This is a genomic window from Arthrobacter sp. OV608 (assembly GCA_900110595.1).
Taxonomy (GTDB): Bacteria; Actinomycetota; Actinomycetes; order Actinomycetales; family Micrococcaceae; genus Arthrobacter.
Map to the genome: position 1 here is coordinate 143,264 of FOEZ01000009.1, position 19,785 is coordinate 163,048.

General features: G+C 60.6%; 19 protein-coding genes. 4 read left to right on the forward strand and 15 right to left on the reverse strand.

Features of this window, described 5'->3' with window-relative positions; all coding sequences use genetic code 11:
- Positions 1 to 576 precede the first annotated feature (576 nt).
- From panB to BMX78_RS13780, 13 genes are all read right to left on the reverse strand, one after another.
- Entirely contained in the window at positions 577 to 1,482 is a 906-nt protein-coding gene (gene panB / locus BMX78_RS13715; protein WP_091420206.1) for a 3-methyl-2-oxobutanoate hydroxymethyltransferase, read from the reverse strand.
- Positions 1,483 to 1,485: 3 nt separating this feature from the next.
- Positions 1,486 to 1,914, reverse strand: coding sequence for an aspartate 1-decarboxylase (gene panD / locus BMX78_RS13720; protein WP_170850817.1), 429 nt, complete (start codon positions 1,912 to 1,914; stop codon positions 1,486 to 1,488).
- A gap of 255 nt (positions 1,915 to 2,169) precedes the next feature.
- A complete protein-coding gene (locus tag BMX78_RS13725) occupies positions 2,170 to 3,327 on the reverse strand; it encodes a bifunctional 2-methylcitrate synthase/citrate synthase (protein WP_091420210.1) in 1,158 nt (385 codons plus the stop codon).
- Positions 3,324 to 4,250: a methylisocitrate lyase gene (gene prpB / locus BMX78_RS13730; RefSeq protein WP_091420211.1), complete on the reverse strand. Its 927-nt coding sequence runs from the start codon at positions 4,248 to 4,250 to the stop codon at positions 3,324 to 3,326. Before prpB ends, BMX78_RS13725 begins: the two co-directional genes overlap by 4 nt.
- Complete coding sequence (locus BMX78_RS13735; RefSeq protein WP_091420213.1) at positions 4,251 to 5,771, reverse strand: MmgE/PrpD family protein; 1,521 nt, start codon at positions 5,769 to 5,771, stop codon at positions 4,251 to 4,253. It lies immediately after the preceding gene.
- A gap of 10 nt (positions 5,772 to 5,781) precedes the next feature.
- Positions 5,782 to 6,420: a GntR family transcriptional regulator gene (locus BMX78_RS13740; RefSeq protein ID WP_091420215.1), complete on the reverse strand. Its 639-nt coding sequence runs from the start codon at positions 6,418 to 6,420 to the stop codon at positions 5,782 to 5,784.
- A gap of 549 nt (positions 6,421 to 6,969) precedes the next feature.
- On the reverse strand, positions 6,970 to 7,908 hold the full coding sequence (locus BMX78_RS13745) for an aldo/keto reductase (protein ID WP_091420217.1): 939 nt from the start codon (positions 7,906 to 7,908) through the stop codon (positions 6,970 to 6,972).
- A 436-nt stretch (positions 7,909 to 8,344) separates the two neighbouring features.
- Positions 8,345 to 9,859 carry an MFS transporter gene (locus BMX78_RS13755; protein WP_170850812.1) on the reverse strand — a complete coding sequence of 505 codons (1,515 nt, stop codon included), beginning with the start codon at positions 9,857 to 9,859 and terminating at the stop codon, positions 8,345 to 8,347.
- Between the two features lie 915 nt (positions 9,860 to 10,774).
- Positions 10,775 to 11,104: a DMT family transporter gene (locus BMX78_RS13760; protein WP_091420222.1), complete on the reverse strand. Its 330-nt coding sequence runs from the start codon at positions 11,102 to 11,104 to the stop codon at positions 10,775 to 10,777.
- Positions 11,101 to 11,454: a DMT family transporter gene (locus tag BMX78_RS13765; RefSeq protein ID WP_091420224.1), complete on the reverse strand. Its 354-nt coding sequence runs from the start codon at positions 11,452 to 11,454 to the stop codon at positions 11,101 to 11,103. The genes BMX78_RS13760 and BMX78_RS13765 overlap by 4 nt, the downstream gene beginning before the upstream one ends.
- Entirely contained in the window at positions 11,451 to 11,999 is a 549-nt protein-coding gene (locus BMX78_RS13770) for a TetR family transcriptional regulator (protein ID WP_170850813.1), read from the reverse strand. The genes BMX78_RS13765 and BMX78_RS13770 overlap by 4 nt, the downstream gene beginning before the upstream one ends.
- An 80-nt stretch (positions 12,000 to 12,079) precedes the next feature.
- On the reverse strand, positions 12,080 to 13,075 hold the full coding sequence (locus BMX78_RS13775) for a zinc-binding dehydrogenase (protein ID WP_211482573.1): 996 nt from the start codon (positions 13,073 to 13,075) through the stop codon (positions 12,080 to 12,082).
- Positions 13,068 to 13,661 carry a TetR/AcrR family transcriptional regulator gene (locus BMX78_RS13780; protein WP_091420227.1) on the reverse strand — a complete coding sequence of 198 codons (594 nt, stop codon included), beginning with the start codon at positions 13,659 to 13,661 and terminating at the stop codon, positions 13,068 to 13,070. The genes BMX78_RS13775 and BMX78_RS13780 overlap by 8 nt, the downstream gene beginning before the upstream one ends.
- A gap of 70 nt (positions 13,662 to 13,731) precedes the next feature.
- On the opposite strand from BMX78_RS13780, the gene BMX78_RS13785 reads away from it, so the two are divergent.
- Genes BMX78_RS13785 through BMX78_RS13800 form a run of 4 tightly spaced genes read left to right on the forward strand, consistent with a single transcriptional unit; the run spans position 13,732 to position 17,314 of the window.
- Positions 13,732 to 14,163 carry an MmcQ/YjbR family DNA-binding protein gene (locus tag BMX78_RS13785; RefSeq protein ID WP_502686295.1) on the forward strand — a complete coding sequence of 144 codons (432 nt, stop codon included), beginning with the start codon at positions 13,732 to 13,734 and terminating at the stop codon, positions 14,161 to 14,163.
- The gene (locus BMX78_RS13790) at positions 14,160 to 14,519 is read left to right on the forward strand and encodes an MmcQ/YjbR family DNA-binding protein (protein WP_091420229.1); all 360 of its coding nucleotides are present in this window, start codon (positions 14,160 to 14,162) and stop codon (positions 14,517 to 14,519) included. The genes BMX78_RS13785 and BMX78_RS13790 overlap by 4 nt, the downstream gene beginning before the upstream one ends.
- On the forward strand, positions 14,516 to 15,853 hold the full coding sequence (locus BMX78_RS13795) for a replication-associated recombination protein A (protein WP_286138979.1): 1,338 nt from the start codon (positions 14,516 to 14,518) through the stop codon (positions 15,851 to 15,853). The genes BMX78_RS13790 and BMX78_RS13795 overlap by 4 nt, the downstream gene beginning before the upstream one ends.
- Positions 15,854 to 15,874: 21 nt before the next feature.
- Complete coding sequence (locus BMX78_RS13800; RefSeq protein WP_091420231.1) at positions 15,875 to 17,314, forward strand: carboxylesterase family protein; 1,440 nt, start codon at positions 15,875 to 15,877, stop codon at positions 17,312 to 17,314.
- 244 nt (positions 17,315 to 17,558) lie between these two features.
- Here the strand turns inward: BMX78_RS13800 and BMX78_RS13805 are convergent, their stop codons facing one another.
- Both BMX78_RS13805 and BMX78_RS13810 read right to left on the reverse strand, forming a co-directional pair.
- Positions 17,559 to 18,344 (reverse strand): enoyl-CoA hydratase/isomerase family protein, encoded by a 786-nt coding sequence (locus BMX78_RS13805; protein ID WP_091420232.1) that lies wholly within the window; start codon positions 18,342 to 18,344, stop codon positions 17,559 to 17,561.
- Between the two features lie 247 nt (positions 18,345 to 18,591).
- Positions 18,592 to 19,569, reverse strand: a complete 978-nt coding sequence (locus BMX78_RS13810) for an NAD(P)H-dependent flavin oxidoreductase (protein ID WP_091420234.1) — start codon at positions 19,567 to 19,569, stop codon at positions 18,592 to 18,594.
- Positions 19,570 to 19,785: the final 216 nt, after the last annotated feature.

The following is a 19,785-nucleotide window of genomic DNA, read 5'->3' on the forward strand; positions in this document are numbered from 1 at the left end:
ATCTCGGACGAACGTCACCTGGAATGGTGGACAAAATCTTGGAAGTCCCTGACTTGCGGATAGCGCTTTGGAGGCTGCGATCTTACCTAAAGGACGCCGCAGTTTCGCCATGGGACCGGAATTATGATTAGCCGGACGGGCACGGCTGCTACATCGTTCGCGCACTATGCGGGCAAGCACCAGCTTTGGAACTTCCGCCGGGGAACTGACCCTCGTCGGTGGGACCCCCGATTACTGTGCAGAGTCGGCTTGATCCCACCTTGAACGTGGATAAAGACTGGTCCAAACCTCAAAGCCGAGGGAAGCATCAACAAATTCCCGCTGACACAAACCCTCCGGAGCCATCCAGAGACCGCTACCGTCGAGCATTGCATCGTCAACCAGTCCGCAGCGATATGGGGCTCCGTCCAGCCAGACCTCGACGAATTCGCCGATGAGGGACTGCCATTTGTCCGTGCGGTGCATGCTGGAGTGACTACCTGGCTGGGACCGCATAAATGTAATGTCTCCTTCTCTCGGGTCGACCACTTGGGTATGGATCGCTTCTTACCAAACTGGAGCGAGACGCCCAACCGTCTAGAAAGTGTGTTCGGGGCCAGGGAACTGCCCGGATCGGACCTCGTCGCCGTAGGCTTTGGCCGCGTCGCTGAGTGTGCTTCGGATGTCGGCATACTGCTTGACAAATCTCGCCATCCTGCCGCCGCGCAGCCCCGCCATGTCGGGCCACACGAGGACTTGTCCGGTAGTCCCATTCCCGGCACCGATACCGACGGTCGGAACGGAGATCGCGGCATCTACTGCCGCCGCGACTTCAGCTGGCACCATTTCCATGAGCACGCAAAAAGCACCAGCCTCCGCCAGGGCGACTGCGTCTTGGATCAGCCTGTCGGCGTCATCTCCACGTCCTTGGACCCGATACCCACCAAGGGCGTGTTCGCTTTGCGGTGTGAAGCCGATGTGCGCCATGACGGGGATGCCCGCCTGGACCATTGCCCTTACCGTTTCCGTGAAAAAGCTGCCCCCTTCGATTTTCACAGCGTGTGCCAGACCTTCCTTGAGGAAGCGCACACCCGTGGCCACGGCCTGGCCCGCCGACACCTCGTAACTCCCAAAGGGCAGGTCGGCAACCACGAGGGCGTGCTTGGCAGCACGTGACACTGCTCGGCATAACGGCAGCAGCTCATCCACGGTAACTGGCAGGCTGTTTTCGTTGCCGAAGACGTTATTGGAAGCCGAATCACCCACGAGCAGTACCTCAATACCGGCCTGGTCGAAGATTTCCGCGCTGTACTGTTCGTATGCGGTGAGCATGGCAAAGCGTTCACCGTTGTACTTCGCCAGCTGCAGATGATGGGTCCGGATCCTGCTCCCGGGACGCCTAGGCGTCCCGGGCTCCGGAACCCCGATCCTCGAGAGACCCGTCCCGTTGGGGGCCAGAACCTCACCTGAGGTGCCTTCTTCAGGGCTGCTGATGGGGCCCATAAATTACTTCACCTCGCTGTTGTTCAATGCGAAGGGTGGACGGGTCAGTCCGGGGGTAATGCCTTCGGCAGGGTCGTTGCCGAGCCGGAGTATCCTGTTGTGCTGGTCCACGTGGACAACCCTAGGGTCGTAGACCTTGGCTTCTTCGGTGGTCATATTCGCGTAGGTGATGAGAATGACTATGTCATTTTCATGAACCAGGTGTGCGGCCGGCCCGTTGATGCCGATTACGCCGGAACCACGTTCGCCGGCGATGGTGTACGTCTCCAGACGTGCGCCATTAGTGACATCGACAATCGCTACGACTTCGCCGGGGAGGATGTCGGCCGCCTCCAACAGGTCCAGGTCTACGGTGACGGAGCCTACGTAGTGCAGGTCCGCATGCGTGACGGTGGCGCGGTGGATTTTGGACTTAAACATCGTACGAGTCATCAATTGCATGGAGATTACCCCTAGGGGTTCGTGCGACACAGGCCTGCTACCTGGATAACACCGGTGGCCGTGTCAAGGATGGAAAAGGCTTGGCGATTGCCCAAGACTCCAGTCTTCGTGCGCACGGTCTTTGACCGTTTGGAGCGAGGCAACGCTTCAACCGGCGGTGAGGCGCCGTAATCGTTGCGAATAGTAGATGATCCGGGTGATCATCCGGCGCCTCACCGCTGGAATTGGGGCAGCAAATGCGGCCAGCTACATGGAACGTTGCTTGTGACCGTTGTACTCGCTCAGCGGGCGGATGAGTGAGTTGTCTGACAGCTGTTCCATGATGTGTGCGGTCCAACCGGTAATGCGGCTGGCGACGAAGATAGGAGTGAAGGTTGGGGTGTCGAAGCCCATGAGATGGTAGGTGGGGCCAGCGGGGTAGTCGAGATTGGGTTTGATGGACTTTGCCGAGTCCATGGCCTGCTCGAGACCGTTGTACAGCCCAAGGAGTTCCGGCCGTCCGTAGTGGGCGATCATCTTGTCGAGCGCGGCTTTCATGGTGGGCACCCGGGAGTCGCCGTGCTTGTAGACGCGGTGTCCGAAGCCCATGACCTTCTTCTTCTGCGCGAGGGCGTCTTCCATCCAGGCATGGGCGCGGGTGGCGGCTTCCTCCAGGGTTTCCTCCCCGCGTATACCGATTTCGTCAAAAGTGTGCATTACGGCTTCGTTGGCTCCGCCGTGCAGTGGTCCCTTCAGCGCGCCGATCGCCGCAGTGACCGCGGAGTGTAGGTCCGCGAGGGTGGAGGTGACCACACGGGCGGTAAAGGTGGAGGCGTTGAAGGAGTGTTCTGCGTAGAGGATCATCGAGACGTTGAACGCCTCCACCACGTCGTCCGCGGGGTCTTCGCCGAAGGTCATCCAGAGGAAGTTGGCAGAGTAGCCGAGGTCATCCCGGGGTTCAATGACATCCTGGCCGTGGCGGCGACGCTGGTCGTAAGCGACGACTGCGGGCATTGCTGCCCAGAGGTCGATGGCCTTTTTCATGTTGGCCTCGGGAGTGGAATCCTCGGCCAGTTTATGGCGGGCGCCGAGTACGGATGCTGCCGTACGGCAGACGTCCATGGGGTGCGCCGTGGTGGGCAGGCTATCGATGACGGTCTTGACGTCAGACGCTAGTGCCCGACCCGCGCGCTCCACGGCAACAAGAGCTGCGAGCTCCCGGTCGTTGGGCAGTTCACCGTTCCAGAGCAGATAGGCGACTTGTTCAAAGCTGCATTTGGCCGCCAGTTCCTGGACCGGGTACCCGCGATACAGTAGCGAGTTGGTCTCGGGGTTGACCTTCGAGACGGCGGTGTAGTCCACCACAACTCCTGCCAGCCCCTTGCGGATCTCTGGTGTCTTTACGGTTTCTTGCTGAACAGTCATCGCGACTCCTTCGTCGGGCTAAACAGGGAGGGCACTTCAAAATTGAAGATGCCGGTGTCGAAGTGGTTGTACGCCTCGTAGTCGACGAGTTCGTAGAGGCGTGCACGCGTAAGCATCTGCGGGACTCGAACTTCCTGGGTGCCCAGCTTCTTGATTGTTTCCAGGGTGGCCTCTGCAGCGCCCATGGCAATGCGGAGGAGTGTGACAGGGTAAATAACCATGTTCACGCCTACCTCCTGCAACTCCTTGACAGTGAAGAGGTCGCTTTTGCCGAACTCGGTCATGTTGGCGAGGATGGGCACGTTGACGGCGTCGCGGATGGCCTGGAACTCGCTCAAGTCATTCATGGCTTCGGGGAAAATCGCGTCCGCTCCGGCATCCACGAGAGCGCGGGCCCGGTCTTGCGCGGCTTGAATTCCTTCGACGGCGCGGATGTCGGTGCGGGCCATGATGAGGAAGTTCTCATCACGGCGGGCGTCGGCTGCGGCGCGGATGCGTTTGGTGGCAGTGTCGATGCCGACGACGTTCTTGCCGTCCAAGTGGCCGCAGCGTTTGGGGTTGTACTGGTCTTCGATGTGGCAGCCCGCCAGCCCCGCGTTTTCGAGTTCCTGGATGGTACGGGCCACGTTCATGGGCTCCCCAAAGCCGGTATCGGCGTCCACCAGTGAGGGAAGGTCGGTCATGCGGGCGATCTGCCCGGCCCGGATGGCTACCTCGGTGAGCGTAGTGAGGCCGATGTCCGGCAGGCCGAGGTCGTTGGCCAGGACGGCCCCGGAGATGTAAACCCCCGCGAAGCCCTTTTCCTCGATCAGCCGGGCCGATAGCGGGTTGAACGCGCCAGGGAATTGCTGCACACTCCCCGAGTTGAGCAGCTTCCGGAGCTTGATCCTCTTCTGTTCCGGTGTGACTTTGGAGTACAGCATTTAGAACAGTCCCTTGGGTGCGGCATTGAGGTCGATGACGCCCGGGGCAGCGGTGATGTTCAGCTGGTCCAACTCACCCGCTGCAAGTTCTGGGAGGCGCTCGACGGCGGCAAGGAACCGTGCAATCTCGTCCTCCTCCACCAAACCGGCCGCCAGTGCACAGAACTTGTTGACGTACTGCTCGCGACCAAACGGGCGGGCGCCTAGGGGGTGGGCGTCGGCGACAGCGATCTCATCGGTGATGACGGTGCCGTCGATAAGGGTGATTTCCACGGACCCGCCGAAGGCTTTCTCCGAAATGTCGAGGGAGTGGTAACGGCGGGTCCATTCCGGATCTTCCTCGGTGGACACCTTCTGCCAGAGCTCCACCGTGTCCGGGCGGGCGGCGCGTTCGGGGGAGTAGGAGTCCACGTGGTGCCAGGACCCGTCCTGCAGCGCGACGGTGAAGATGTACGGGATGGAGTGGTCCAACGTCTCCCTCGAGGCGGTGGGGGAGTACTTCTGCGGATCGTTGGCGCCGGAGCCGATGACGTAGTGGGTGTGGTGGCTCGTCCTGATTAGCACGGACTTCACGTTGGCAGGGTCCGTGATTTCCGGGTGTTCGCGGTGGAGTTTGCGTGCGAGGTCGATCCAGGCCTGGGCCTGGTACTCGGCGGAATGTTCCTTGGTGTAGGTGTCCAGGATGGCGCGCTTTGCCTCACCGGGAGTAGGGAGCGGAACCATGTAGGAGGCGTCCGGGCCATCCAGCATCCAGGCGATCACGCCGTCCTCACCTTCGTAGATCGGCACCGGGGACGTCTGCCCGCGCATTGAACGGTCCACGGCTTCGACCGCCATTTTTCCTGCGAAGGCCGGGGCGTGGGCCTTCCAGGTGGAGATCTCGCCCTTGCGCGACTGCCGGGTGGCGGTGGTGGTGTGCAGTGCCTGGCCCACGGACTGGAAGATCGTCTCAACGTCAAGCCCCAACAACGTCCCGATACCGGCAGCGGCCGAAGGGCCGAGGTGAGCGACGTGATCGATCTTGTGCTTGTGCAGGCAGATGGCCTTGACCAGGTTCACCTGGACTTCGTAGCCGGTGGCGATGGCGCGGACCAGATCGGCGCCGTTGGCGCCCACGTGTTGGGCGACGGCCAGGATCGGCGGGATGTTATCCCCGGGGTGGGAGTAATCGGCGGCCAAGAAGGTGTCGTGGTAATCCAGTTCACGCACAGCCACACCGTTGGCCCAGGCGGCCCATTCGGCGGAGACCAGATCGCTGATCCCGAACACGGGGGCACCCTTGCCGGTCGCGGACGGTGCGTGGGTCAGTGCCTGTGCCCGAGCCGCGACGATCGGGGCCCGGTTCAGCGAGGCAATCGCCACGGAGGCGTTGTCGATGATGCGGTTGATGACCATTTCGGTCACCTCGGCACTGACGGGAACGGGGTCGGCGGCGACCACTGCGATCTTGTAGGCCAGCTGCTCCTCGCGGGAGAGGTGCTCTTCGCTCTTGTAGACACGGACGTGGTGTTCCTTGACCATGGGGCTCCTTCTAAGCAGGGGTGTGGTTGTCTTTGACGTGGGTGAGGCTGCGGTGCAGGTGGACTGTGGTTGCAGCTTCTGCAAGCCGGGGGTTGCCGGCGGCGATGGCCTCGGCAATCGCCGCGTGTTCCGCGGCTGCTGCCTGGAGCCGGGTTGAGTCGTCGGCTGCCAGGCGGCGGACCCGGACCAAGTGGACGCGCAGGCTCCGCATGGCATTGGCCAGGTATGAATTGGAGATCGCAGTATCGATCGCGTCGTCCAAACGGCTCACCAGGGCGTAGTACTCGTGACGCGCGGGGTCGTCGTCGCTGAGGAGTGCAGGGGCCCGCAGCAGTTGCGCGTGCAGCTCGGCGAACACTCCCGGTTCCCCACGCTGGGCGGCGAGGGCCGCGGCCCTGACTTCGAGGGTTTCGCGTAGTTCGAACAGTTCGTCGATGCTGTCCAGGGAGATATCTGTGACGACGACTCCGCGGCCGCCTGGCGCCGTCAATCCCTCAGCGGTGAGCCGGGCCAGCGCCTCCCGGACGGGAGTCCGGGACACTCCGAGGCGTTCGGACTGCTCGACTTCTGCTAGAACTGTTCCCGGCCGCAGGCGCCACTCGATGATGTCTTCCCGTAGGGCGTTGTAGGCCCGATCACTGGCGCGCATTCTTCGAGTGTATACGCTGACGGGAAGAATTTTTCGACTATTGCCAAAAAATGCCCCCCATGTATACAGAATTGAGAAATCAGATCCTTGTCCTTGATTACGAAAAAAGGCTGACCCGCAGTTACCTGGAAGGCAACCATCGAAGTACCGGGCCGCAGTGGAAGGACTGTTTAAGTGGACGTGTGAACGGTTGCTCTGGTGCATATGGCGGGGGAGGAGCCGCCTACAGTAGCGACATTCGCCACATGGGATGTTCCAAAAGGGAGGTCTTATATGGCGCGGACCCCAAACCGCTTCCTGCCGGAGGTTATGTTGGGAAAGGCCGAAGCTGCTCAAGGATTCACGACTCTTCTTCAGGCTAGGCGCTGTACTTCTTGATGGATACCCGGGCTGTGTCTTCGTTGGTACCGGTTTACATGGGAACAGTGTCCACGGCCTGGTTCAGGCTAGAGCCGTGCGCCGCCGCCAGCTCCCTCATTGGAGCCGTTGAAGCTGCGCTCCTTGCCCTCCCGGCGGGAATGGCTGGACCTAAGCATGGGTGCGGCGTGCTCAAGAGGCTTGATCACGTGGATCCGAAGTGCGGAATCCAGCAATATCCAATCGCCGCTGTGCTTCTGCATATACGTCCTCCGGCAGACCTCCTCGAGCTGCAGCCTTGGCATTTTCTCGGACATGCTCCGGAGACGCTGTTCCCACGATCACGGTGGACACTTCGGTGCGGGACACCACGAAGCGAAGGAGGAATCCCTGCAGGTTGTCGCCATCCAGCAGGTCGTCCACGTCAAGATCCACGGGTGACGCATGCCAGCTGTCCTGTGTCCGTTTGGCACGCGCCGCGCGTGCTGTTCCTCCGCGCACTATGACGCCCGCGCCGGTTGCGTTGATGAGCGGAAGACGCTGTTCAAGAGAACGGTCGAGTGCGGAATAGGGGACTTGAAATGTCTCGAATACGCCGAGGTCGATGTGCTCAAGGAGTTCCGGAAAAGTCGAAGATATGCCAATCGCTCGCACCTTGCCCTCGTCCCTGGCGCGTTCCAGGGTCCCCAAGACGTCATCTCGTTGAAGAACCGCCACAGAGGGCCCAATGTGAACCTGCGCCAGGTCCAAGTAGTCGGTGCGCAGACGCGAGAGACTTTGCTCGATTCCTGCCCGGATATTCGTTGGCGAATAATCATGGACGAGAGGGCCGTTGGTCGGGCCACCAGGCTGATGGTCCAGCGGACATCCCACTTTGGACGCAAGCAGATACTCCGACCGACGATGACCTATATATCGCCCGATCAGCTCCTCACTCTCTCCATAGTCGATCGAAGTATCGATAAATTGGATACCTTCGTCCAGCACCGTATTGAGGAGTATTTTTGCAACTCCCTCCTCCAGCAGTCGAGGCACGCGGTGCGAGGCCCCCCGTAGCTCCATGGCGCCGAAACCCAGCACTGTGCTACGCAACCCTGAGCTTGTGAGGTTGCGTTCTTCAAAGCGATGCATGAACTAAGTACCTGCCTTCCGGCCTCATTGTTTGGAGGCTCTATATCTTCACAAGTTCGAGCTCGGTCGTGGCCGTCTGCGAGTGGTTCATCGTGGGATCTTCTTCTTGTTCTAAGGCGGTTAAAGTCCGGATCGAGTCGGAGATGGTTATACCGAAAGCCAGCGTGTTGTCATCACGGTCTGCGACCGTTGGCAATCTGCCCTTGCCCTGACTGCTGGTCACCCCACGGGTCCGTCTCCAGTCGACTACTGCTGTCCGGTGCTCCCAGGCCACGTAGCTGCTGCTTGGGCTCCAAAATTCTTTGGCGGCTTAGATACTCCAAGAATGGCGTCCAGGCGCCCCGTCTTAGTTCATCTCGAAATTAGGGTCATCGAGGCTGTGGAGACGTCCCATTGAGGTCCGCGGCTGGATAGCCAAGAGGCCCTCTCGGAACGATCAGATTCGCTTTCCGTGATCAGCCTCCGAATGAGAGACCAGGGTGCGAGGCAGTTCCGCTAAATCGAGGAGGTTGTTGGTGTCCTGGGTATCCACCAGGTACTGAGCCTCTTCTCTCGTTTCCACGTTGGGCATGGACCCATTTAGTGGCTTTCTACTGGTTTCCTTGAGGAAGAAGACGGAAATTAGTCCCAGAACGGCAGCAGCCATCAGGTAGTAGGCAGGCACCATCTTGTTCCCGGTAACTCCGATAAGCGCTGCAACAACCAGGGGAGCTGTGCCGCCAAAGGCAGCATTTCCCACATTGTATGCGAGCCCGAGAGCGCTGGAACGCGATGGGGTAGGGAACTGCTCGGGCAGCGAAGAAGCGTAGCTCGACGAAAAGAGGGTCGCGCAGATCATAATGAAAAGTGTTCCGAGCTGTGCGCCCCAGACCTGACCGGACCCCATCATCATAAACGCCGGAATCGGAAGTATGACGCCGAGGATGGCGCCGATGTACAAGATCCGCTTCCTGCCTATCTTGTCCGAGAGCGAGGCAAAGAACTGGGTTGCAAAGGCTGCGAGGACGAACAGGGGAAAGATCACGAGCGTGCCGAGGGATCCTTGGAACCCAAGCGTCTGGTTCAGATACGTCGGAGTGAACGACGTCATGGTGTAGGCAATGACATTGCCCGCGGCTGCGACGCCCATTACCGGCAGAATGAATCGCCCGTGGGTCCGAATGACCTGCACGATAGCCGGGTTTTTTGCCAACTCACCGGTTTTCCGGGATTCCTTAGCCCGCTCTTTCAAGACGGCACTGAAGGTAGGTGACTCTTCGATCCGATAGCGGAAATACAGGGCTATGCCGGCAAGCGGCCCAGCGATGAGAAACGGAATACGCCAGCCGAAGGACTGCATTGCGTCCTGACTAAGGCTCAGCTGTAGTAGAGCTACCAAACCGGCTCCAAAGGCGAATCCGAGGTAACTGGAGCCCATAAATCCAACATAGAAACCCCGTCGCCGATCCGGTGCATATTCGCTGAGGAAAGTCGCACCACCGGTGTATTCTCCGCTGGCCGAGAACCCTTGCAGCAGTTTTAGGAACACGAGAAGCGCCGGGGCCCATAGCCCGATGACGGCGTAGCCCGGGAGCAGGCCGGTAGCAAACGTGGCGACGGACATCAGGAGCAGTGTGAACGTGAGGACCTTCCGTCGCCCGATCCGGTCTCCCAGCCACCCGAAGAATACGCCGCCCAGCGGTCGGGCAACGAACGTTACTGCGAATGTGCCATATAGGTACAGGGCCTGGACTGTCGGGTCGGCCTGCGGCAGGAAGACGGGGCCCATGACGGTGATGAGGTAGGCAAATACTCCGAACTCATACCATTCGATAATGTTTCCGACGACGGTTCCGGCGACAGCGCGCCTCAGCGCGGCCTTGTTGACGATGCGGATGTCGCTTACTGCCAAACGCTGTTTGCCAAGAGGGGCGCCGGTGGCATTCCCAAATCTCTGGTCTCCAGTGGACATTGGTATCCTCCGTTGATTCACTGATGCTAGGTGAGGTCGGAATGGACTGTTTGTAAGGCCTAAAGGCCGCGGTCTTGCATCGCTAGGGATACTCAAGCAGTTATATTCAGGGTGATCCATAAGACATTCGCCAACAGAACAGTCGCAAGGTTGTAGAGCCCCCGATTTTCTGCGCGGTGCCGTGTGAGTCTCGTCCCTTGCTTCGCGCGCCGAGGATGGATCCTGCAGTGACTTCGAGAGAGGTGAATGCCGTCTCAATCCTGCTTCTCGTCACGCCGAACTCGTGGTCGGGTTCGGCGAGGTCGCCGGCCGAGTGCTCGGGCGAGTCCACAACGCCTAACCATCTCCTCCAACTGAGGACACGAGCGAGGTTGCAGTCGAAACACGTCGGGGCTGTGTTCTACAGGCCAGCTACGGAATCGACCGTACTTGGGCTTTAACGTTCTGGAAACGCGGAACGTCAACAGTGGAAATCTTTGGCTCATAGGTTGAGCTAGCGCCGGAAGGGCCGCAGACGTGAAGAGTGACCGCACTGGGAGAGGGCTGAACAATGAAATCTCGAAACTCGGCTCCCAATGAATCAGGTGCGTTGCAATCAGGAGGAAGAGAAACAGCCGACGGTGCGCGGACGCTGATAGGACCCTATGACGAAGCCTGCCAGCGACCTGGATGTTTCTGTCTGGAATCCCGTTAGTCGCTGCTGAAATGGATTCTAGGCCGAGCCCCCTAATCCCGCAGGCTTCGACTAAATCCAGGTAGGAGCAGGATGCGAGAATTGAAGTCGGCTGATACGCGCCTCCGCCTCTGGCCCTGACATTGGGGCAAGAAGCGATCCGTGTCCGAGGGGCAGCATGGTGGCCACGCTGGATCATCTCCACCCGGCCGTTGTCACTGTTGGCCAGGAGACCTCGACGCTCAGTGAGAGTGGCTGGCGCCGACCTCGACCACCAAAACTCCGGCTCCGATGAGTAGTATCCCAAACGCCATGAGTGGTGTCAGGGGTTCTTTGAAGAAGACACGGGCCGATAACGCTGTGAGCGCGACACCGCAGGCAACCCAGATTCCATAGCCCACTCCGAGTGCAAGCCCTTCGGCCAAGGCTAAGCTGAGGAAGACAAATGCACAGATATAGCCGGACACGGTGGGAAAAAGCCACAGCTTCTTCTTCAGCCCTTCCGAAGCCCGCAGGGACATCGTGGCACCAACTTCAGTAGCGATGGCCAAGCTCAGGAAAACCCAGCTCATTGCGCATCCTTCGCTTGTCGGAGGCGCTTGGCGTTTTGCGATCCGAGCTCGACTGTTACGACGCCTGCGAGGATAAACATCATGCCTAGGCCCATCAGCCAAGTCAGGGTTTCGTCAAAGATGAGGGCGGACAAAAGCGCGGTAATGGTCACGCCACCTGCGCCCCATGCGCCATAGGCAACGCTAATCGTCATGCCCAGCCGCAGGCAGACTGTGAGCAGGCTGAAGGCGGCGATGTATCCGACGACGACCAGCACATACCAGCCCGGCGTTTCCATGGCGGCTTTGAGGGCGAGGGTAGCGCTTACCTCCGTCAGGACGGCACCGCCGAGCGATAGCCATTTCTTCACTCTGCTTCTCCGTCACGGGTCAAGTCGATCAGTTGCGCCAGGATTACGGATCGATCGGCCGCGCTTGGCCTAAGTACACCGCTGGCTTGGGCGGCCCATAATCCATCCGCTGCCAGGCGCGCGGTCAGGAGCCGGGTGCGCTGCCAGGCAGGCGTTCCGTCGGGCAGTGACAACCAGGGTTCAAGTTGGCGGGTCCAAGCCGATTGCAGTTCGGGCCAATATGCGGACTGAAACCAAAGGGCCCATTCCGCGCGCATGTTCTCCCCATCGGCCGCAGCCTGAATGTAGGCGCGGTACCGGTCAGCTATCGTTGCCATCTCCAGGCTCGTGCTGAGGAGCTTAATCATTCTTCGCCGCAGCTGGATGGCTGCATGTTCGACCAAAGCAACCATGAGTGCATCACGGTTCGGAAAATGGTACATAAGGCCGGGTTTGGTTAGCCCAGCTTCAATGGCAACCCGTTCGAGGGTGATGGTGGCACCCTCGCCGGAGCCCGCTATTCGCAGGCCTGCGTCAAGGATTTGGGGGCGTTGGCTTTCTCGCACCGTCAAACTTTACCATCCGGAAGGTAAGTCTGATGGCCGAGAGAGGATTAGCGCATGAGCGGCTGGAGCGGGGTGCACGGTCAGGCTTCGGCGAGAACGACGACCCTCTTTCCGGGGCGATGACCGGAGTCAAGGTCTTGCTGTGCTTCTGCCACCTTTTCGAGGCCTGCGTAGGTGCCGGAAACAACGATGTCGAGTGAGTCGGCTTCGATGGCGCGAAGGTACTTTGCCAATACGGCTGCGGGGAGGTGTTTGGCTTCGCCACTGTAGCTGGCTAGCCGGACGCCCGTGGGGATGGTGAACGGCGAGAAGTCAGGGATGGTCCAGTCTCCGTTGAGGGCTCCGACGAAGCACACTGTCCCTCCGGGTCGAATAAGGGAGAGCGTGTCAGGCAGGGCCGTGGCGCTGACGAATTCGAGTGCGGCGTCGAGGCCGTCTGGTGCAATCGTGCGGATTGCGTCAGGCAGGGTGTCGTCATCGAGCAGGGCATGGTCGGCGCCCACCCGGGTGAGGAGTTCCAGGCTCGCTGGGTTTCGCGTGGTCGCAACTACTGTCGCGCCGAGCAGGTGGGCGATTGCACTTGCGGCGAGCCCCACCGTTGAGGTGCCGCCGTGAACAAGGACGTGCTGGCCGGCCTTTAATTCCAGTCCGGCTGAGATCGAACCGTGTGCGGTTTGAAGCATCTCCGGGAGCGCCCCGACGACGCCCCACGGCAAGTCAGAGTCGAATGGAATGATATTGGCCGCGTCGACCACGACATACTCCGCGTAGCTGCCGTCGATGGCGCGACCGAGTCCTCCCATCATTGTGGCGACTTTTTGCCCATGGACAAGATCAACACCTTCGCCGACGGCGTCGACGACCCCAACGGCTTCGATGCCCAGGATCCGGGGAAAGGAGAAATCGGGCCCGGACTGCCCTTTTCGACTGGTGACCTCGGATTCGTTAACGCCGAACGCCATCACGCGGATGAGCGCCTGACCAGGCCCGACGTCGGGGATTGGAACCTGGGAAACGGTGAGGCCGCTGGGCGCGACGGGGCCGGCCAGTCGGATGGCGCGCATCGTTTCAAGCATGTTTCTGCTCCTTTTCGTGGAATGGGTGACCGGGGGCGGGGATGGCGACCAAGGCTCCGAAGGCTTGCCGCACTGCTACCTCGTCCAGTTCCGTGTCCGGGTGTGCCAGGCGGTGGCTCCACCAACCCCACAGCAGAGCATTAACAGCAATCGCAGTGCTGGTCGGCAGCACCCGATGGAGCATTACGAGGGCATCGTCCTCAACTGCCTGAAGGACGGCTGCCACCTTCGCGTTCCGCGCGCCGTAGTGACGTATCTCCTCATAGAGGCGGATGTCGTCGAGGCTGGGGCTCGTCGCGCCGATCGTCGCCTCGACGAGTGCATCAACGACATCGGCCTCAGTACGCGCTTCACCGAGAGGGACAGCATAACGGGGTTCGAGATCAACGCGGGTTGCATCCAGGGCACTCAAGATGAGGCCCTCAAGGGTGGGGAAGTAGTACGTCATCGACCCCAGCGGCACCCCTGCGTGTTCAGCGATCCCCCGGTAAGACGCGGCGCTCATGCCCCCGGACCTGATTACATCGAGCGTCGCTTGCAGAATCCGGAAACGGCGTTCCGGGTCGTTCGGCTTCCCTCGGCGCATACTCTTCTCCAATGTTTGACCTAGTGCGTACAGCTGTGCGTACACTTGCGCGTAGAGGAAATGCGTACGCGTGTACGTACTTTCCTACAATTTACTACAGGACGGAGGTCATCCCGTGAATGGCGAAAAGCTGCAGGCGCTTGCTCGGGCGAGGGTGCAAGAACTACCCGGCGCGAATCTGGAGCACCCGTTCGGTTCAGAGTGGGACGTCTACAAGGTACGGGGCAAGCTGTTCATGTTGATGACCGAGGTCACGGGCCAACCCATAGTGATCATCAAGGCCGACCCTCAAGACGGCAAGGCGCTCCGCGAGGAGCACGACGACATTACTCCCGGCTATCACATGAACAAGCAGCACTGGATCACGCTGCACCCGGGGGGAACCCTGAAGAAGACCCTCATTGAGGAGTTAGTCACAGAATCCTATCTGCTCGTCGTCGAAAATCTGCCCAGGGCGAACCGTCCCGTGGATCCCGCCCAGTTTGGCAGGGCAGACAGATGACCCTCTCCGGCGACACCCTGCAACAGACCGCCCGCGATACTGCAATGGCGTTGGGGGAGGTCAGCAGTGGCCGGCCGTTCGCGCCGCATTTGGATGTATGGAAGGTGCGTGACAAGGTGTTCCTCATCATCACCGAGGACCAACCGGATCAGCAGATCATCACCGTCAAGGCCGATCCGAATCACGCAGACGCGCTCCGCCGCGACTTTGACACGATCACCCCCGGGCACTACCTGGACAAACGGCATTGGATCTCTGTCGCATCCGGACCCGGCATCACAAAGCGGTTCATCGAAAACCTAGTTCAGGACTCCTATGATCTCGCCTTCGGCCGCCGAGCCGAGGAGCGATCGTGAGCGAGCAGCCCCCGTCGCTGTTTGAGATGGACGATTCCTCCAGGCCCCTTGCCGACCGACTGCGCCCGCGCACCCTGGTCGATGTAGTCGGCCAGGACCACCTCCTTGCCGCCGATGCCCCGATCGGGCGCATGGTGGATACGCAACGACTCGTCTCGATGATCCTGTGGGGCCCTCCCGGCTGCGGGAAGACCACCATGGCCCGCCTCCTCGCAGAGCAAACCAACCTGGTGTTCGAGCTTCTCTCGGCCACGTTCTCCGGGGTTGCGGACCTTCGCAAAGTCTTCCAAGCAGCCCAGCGCCGACGGGAGATCGGGCAGGGAACATTGCTCTTCGTCGACGAGATCCACCGTTTCAACCGCGCCCAGCAGGACTCGTTCCTGCCCTACGTCGAAGACGGCACGATCGTCCTTGTGGGCGCAACCACCGAAAATCCCAGCTTCGAACTCAACGGCGCATTGCTGTCCCGTTGCCAGGTATTTGTCCTCAAGCGCCTCGGTGATACAGCGCTCAGCACCATCATTAATCGCGCAGAAGACACCCTCGGCGCACGCCTGCCACTGGACGGGAACGCCCGACAGGCGCTCATCGCCATGGCGGACGGAGACGGCAGGTACCTGCTGAACATGATCGAACAGATCCAGTCGCTCCCGGTGCCCATTGATCCGGCGACCCTCGCCACGGCCGTACAGAAGCGCGCACCCCAATACGACAAAGCGCAGGAAGGCCACTACAACCTCATTTCGGCGCTCCACAAGTCGATGCGCGGTTCGGACCCGGACGCCGCACTGTACTGGTTAGCCAGAATGCTCGACGGCGGCGAGGACCCGCTGTTTATTGCCCGCCGCATCACTCGCTTCGCCACCGAAGACATCGGCATGGCAGACCCGAACGCGGTACAGCAGGCGCTCGCCGCCTGGGACGTTTATGAGCGCCTCGGCTCCCCGGAAGGCGAACTGGCAATCGCGCAAGCCGTGCTTTACCTTGCAACTGCCCCGAAGTCGATCGGCGTGTATCGCGGCTTCAACAAGGCCCGTGCCGCAGCGCAGCGCACTGGGTCACTGATGCCACCTGCGCACATCCTCAATGCTCCCACGCGGCTGATGAAGGACCTCGGCTACGGCAGGGACTACCAATACGACCCGGACACCGACACCGGATTCTCCGGCGCTGACTACTTCCCCGACGGCATGCCCCGGCAGACCTTCTACGAACCCACAACCAACGGATACGAACGCGCCATCGGTGAACGGCTCCGTCACTGGGCACAGCTCCGGGACGCCATCCCAAACGCTTCTACCCTCAACGACTCCACGACACCAGACTCCGACTGAGCTCTTGGAAAGGACTCACCTGTGACCGACACCAGCAGCACCCTCACCAATGAACACGCAGTTCGCTCCTGGCTGGGCATTCCATACGCCGCCGCCGAACGGTTCCGCCGGCCCACCCTGCTGCCCTTCAACCCCGATCTGCCCTACAACCAGAAGGGGCCGGCACCACTCCAAGCGGGGGACACCAGCTGGCTCGAAGCCGATAACGGATTCAGTGAGGACTGTCTGAACCTCAACGTCTGGGCGCCTGAAGACGCCGGGGAGGCGCCCCTCCCTGTCGTCGTTTACATCTTCGGCGGCGGTTGGATGCTCGGCGCGAACACCCAGACCACCTCGAACGCATCCGGACTCGCCGCGACTGGACAGGCCATCGGGGTGTCCCTGAACTACCGGCTCGGAGCGTTCGGAGCGCTCTCCCTCTCCAAGTACGGGGGTGCGCTCGAGGAAGCCTCAAACCTCTGCCTGCAGGACATCATTACAGCCCTGCAGTGGGTGCGGGAAAACATCGCCCGCTTCGGCGGAGATCCCAACAACGTCACTCTTACCGGCCACAGTGCCGGCGCCTTCTCCGCCCTTGCACTGCTCGCCACACCGTCGGCCGACGGGCTCTACCACCATATCGCCGCCTTCTCCGGCATGCCCTCAAGGCTGGTGCCGGCTTGGGGGGCAGAGGAGCGCGCACTAGCGGTCCTCACTGCGTTCGGTGTCCAGGACGATCCAGCACAGCTCCTGAACATAGACGCGGAGCTCCTCGCCGCGACGATGAGTAAGACCCAATCGTCAGACCCTGGCGCGGCGCACGGCGTCGACAATGAGGTCATCGCCATAGTCGATGACCGCACCCAGCCGAACGGGATCCTCGCCGATCATCCCATGCGAGCCCTCGAGTCCGGGCGACATCGCGACGTCGACATTCTGTTCAGCAGCACCACCCACGAGACCGACTGGTGGGTCCTGCACCGGACCAAAGATTTCGATCCCGGCAGCATCGAGGACCTGGTCGAGGAATTCGCCACCCGCAACCGCCTACCCCGCAGCCGCGCTCAAAAAATCATCGCCGCATACAATACCGACGCGCTCACCCCAGTCCAGGTTCGCGGCGCCTTGCTCACCGACTACTCTTTCACCCTGCCCCAGGCACGCGGCGCGCTTGCGCACGCGGCTGCCGGAGGACGGGCGTATCTACTCTCTGTCGGCCCTGTTCAAGGCGCGCATTCCGTCCACGGCACGGAAATGTACGGCATCGTTGGTCAGAGGCGACCTGGCGCCAGCCAGGATCAGGTTCTCCGCGACACATTTGTTCGGGACGCCCTCCTCGCCCTCGCATCGGGCGACACCGACCGCTTGTGGGAACCCGTCACTGCCCGACCCACCACAAAGGGCATCGGCAGCATGCCCTACGACGCCACCGCCCATGCCAAGAACGTGCTCGAGATCTTCACGGACATCGACCGACCGTAGCCACCGCAAGCGGACTCGAATCTTCAGGACGCAGCTTCAGCGCTTGCGTCGTCCCAGCCGGGGACAGGCATCGCCTGGCTTCTCGGCCCGGTCCTGCGGTTGAGTTGTCGCCAGGCCAGCACATACTCTTACAAGGGAACGCGCTGCACCTGAATTGGACGCCTTGGGCTGTTGAGTGGATCACGTTTCGGAACGATCGAGGGCAGGGAGTGCCGTTGTCCTCTCGGCCGGGATCAGTGTTGCTTCAGTGACCTTTGAACTCGATGGTGTCGAGGTCTTCTTTGCTATGAAAAGCGCTAACTGCACGTTTGTGGTCGTCAGTGGCAGCGAGGACTCCCTGCGCAAGACCCTCACGGTCCAGTGCATCGCGGAGGGTGCCGTCCACAGAGCGGTTGGTAAGGAGCTTGGTCAGTCCCAGGGCCAAAGGGGCTCGTCGGGAGAGCGTTGCACAGTACGTCACGGCTTGGTCATCGAACGACTCACCCTCCAGCACCTCGGCAACGAAACCTAGCTGTTTGCCTTCATGCGCGGAGAACCTGCGCATGTTCAGCACCGCGTCCTTGGCACGGTGTAGCCCGATGGATTGGGCGAGAAAATAAGTTCCCCCCATGTCGGGCATGAGTCCCATTTTTACGAAAGACTGCTGGAACCAAGCGTCTGGTGCCGCCAAGATGAGGTCGCAGGCGAGGGCAAGGTTGAAACCTGCTCCCGAAGCGATGCCATTCACGGCGGCTACGACGGGCTTCTGCAGGTTGGACAGGCCTTCAGTGATCTGGCGGCCGTAAGTCAGCACTTGGTTCATCTCGGCGGGAGTGCGTTTCCCCATGCCTTGAATATCGCCACCGGAACAGAACGCGCGGCCAGTACCCGTCAGCATCAGGACCCGCACCTCAGGATCTGAAGCCGACCGGAGAATTTGCTCCAACAAGGCACGCTTGACTGGATCATCAAGGGCGTTCAAAGTCTCCATTCCGTCCAACCGGCAGCGGAGGACCCCCGGTGCTGGGCTGTCGGTCCTGAGCTCTGTCATGGCTGCACTCCCAAATGAGAGCCTCGCTCTATGTGGTTAGGGTAGTGGTGCAATCCGGCGGGGGAATTGAGCGGATTTCGCATTCGGTCGACGCTGCCGAGTAGGCGGTCCGCACCTCGGACGGCCGCCGCGGTCGGAGCTTTCCACGCCGCCGAATGGATCCTTGGTGCTACTTCGGCATAGCCGAACGCGTAATTTTGTAGCCCCGTCACAGCTTCCAAATCGCTCAGCTCCAACAGCATCGCTACTACCCCTTCTCGTGGAATGAGCGAAATTCGGGAATCTGGCAGGCAACCTGGTACTCGATGCGCAGGCGTTGAACCAGTTCAGATACTGAAGGAGCATCGTCTATAAGGTCGATGCCTTGGCCGGCGCTCCAGATGTCACGCCATGGTCGGGTGTTGGGTGGCAGATGGTCATAATTGCCGCGGCCGGATGAGACCGGAAGTTCCTCGGGATTCAAACCGATTGAGGCGAGCGAGGGCTTCAACCAATTGGCCGGAACGGCAGTGACACTGCTTGTATAGATCAGGTCAGTCGACCTCGACTCTACAAGCATCCGCCGATAGGCGGGGTCAACATTAGCCTCCTTTGTCGCAATAAAGCGAGTCCCCAGATACGCAAGATCGGCCCCGAGGATCTCAGCGGACCTTATCGCGGCGCCGGTTGAAATTGCCCCGGCCAAGAGTATTGTGCCATCGAACATGCTTCGCACCTGCGGAATAAAGACGAATGGGCTGAGTAGCCCCGAGTGACCACCTCCTCCGCCCACAATGCAAGTCAGGCCGTCGACGCCGGCAGAGATTGCCTTCTCTGCGAAACGCATGCTCGTGACGTCATGAAAGACCTTGCCACCCCACCCGTGCACAGTCCTGGTGAGTTCGGTCGGATCGCCCATGGCACTGACGATTACGTCTACACCGTACTGAGCGCAGAGATCAAGGTTTGCTCTCATTTCATCATCGGTCCAGCGTCTAGAGAAATTCACTGCCAGGGGACCGATGATCGCTGAGGGATTTCGTTGGTGGTGCTCGTCAAGGTCGCGGCGGATCAGACGGAGCCAGTCCCCGAATTGCGTGATGTCAGCGGCGTTGTGTCGGGGCAGAACGCCCATGATTCCTGATTTGCACGCTTCGCGGACCAACTCCGGCCCTGATACCCACGCCATGGGTGCGCACACAACTGGGAGAACGAGCGAGTTGCGTTGGGTTGGATCCAATGACATTTTATGCCCTCTGCTCTTCTAGTCCAGGAGACTTGGTCGGCGGTTTCGGGTCGCACCGATGAAATAACGATGCACCTACGCTAACATAATTGCGGATCATAAAGTAAGTTTCTTCGGAGTCTCAGCCAAAAGGATGCGGTAACCGGTCAATGCGGGCGAGGACCTCTTGTTCCCACGCTTTCGATTGCCAAAGCCTGGCCGGCAAGGGGTTTATCG

What these genes read in the sequence shown, in the direction of transcription:
- panB (WP_091420206.1), bottom strand. Translation starts at nt 1,482, where the DNA reads ATGGGCCCCATCAGCAGCCCTGAAGAAGGCACCTCAGGTGAGGTTCTG.
- panD (WP_170850817.1), bottom strand. Translation starts at nt 1,914, where the DNA reads ATGACTCGTACGATGTTTAAGTCCAAAATCCACCGCGCCACCGTCACG.
- BMX78_RS13725 (WP_091420210.1), bottom strand. Translation starts at nt 3,327, where the DNA reads ATGACTGTTCAGCAAGAAACCGTAAAGACACCAGAGATCCGCAAGGGG.
- prpB (WP_091420211.1), bottom strand. Translation starts at nt 4,250, where the DNA reads ATGCTGTACTCCAAAGTCACACCGGAACAGAAGAGGATCAAGCTCCGG.
- BMX78_RS13735 (WP_091420213.1), bottom strand. Translation starts at nt 5,771, where the DNA reads ATGGTCAAGGAACACCACGTCCGTGTCTACAAGAGCGAAGAGCACCTC.
- BMX78_RS13740 (WP_091420215.1), bottom strand. Translation starts at nt 6,420, where the DNA reads ATGCGCGCCAGTGATCGGGCCTACAACGCCCTACGGGAAGACATCATC.
- BMX78_RS13745 (WP_091420217.1), bottom strand. Translation starts at nt 7,908, where the DNA reads ATGCATCGCTTTGAAGAACGCAACCTCACAAGCTCAGGGTTGCGTAGC.
- BMX78_RS13755 (WP_170850812.1), bottom strand. Translation starts at nt 9,859, where the DNA reads ATGTCCACTGGAGACCAGAGATTTGGGAATGCCACCGGCGCCCCTCTT.
- BMX78_RS13760 (WP_091420222.1), bottom strand. Translation starts at nt 11,104, where the DNA reads ATGAGCTGGGTTTTCCTGAGCTTGGCCATCGCTACTGAAGTTGGTGCC.
- BMX78_RS13775 (WP_211482573.1), bottom strand. Translation starts at nt 13,075, where the DNA reads ATGCTTGAAACGATGCGCGCCATCCGACTGGCCGGCCCCGTCGCGCCC.
- BMX78_RS13780 (WP_091420227.1), bottom strand. Translation starts at nt 13,661, where the DNA reads ATGCGCCGAGGGAAGCCGAACGACCCGGAACGCCGTTTCCGGATTCTG.
- BMX78_RS13790 (WP_091420229.1), top strand. Translation starts at nt 14,160, where the DNA reads ATGACCCTCTCCGGCGACACCCTGCAACAGACCGCCCGCGATACTGCA.
- BMX78_RS13805 (WP_091420232.1), bottom strand. Translation starts at nt 18,344, where the DNA reads ATGACAGAGCTCAGGACCGACAGCCCAGCACCGGGGGTCCTCCGCTGC.
- BMX78_RS13810 (WP_091420234.1), bottom strand. Translation starts at nt 19,569, where the DNA reads ATGTCATTGGATCCAACCCAACGCAACTCGCTCGTTCTCCCAGTTGTG.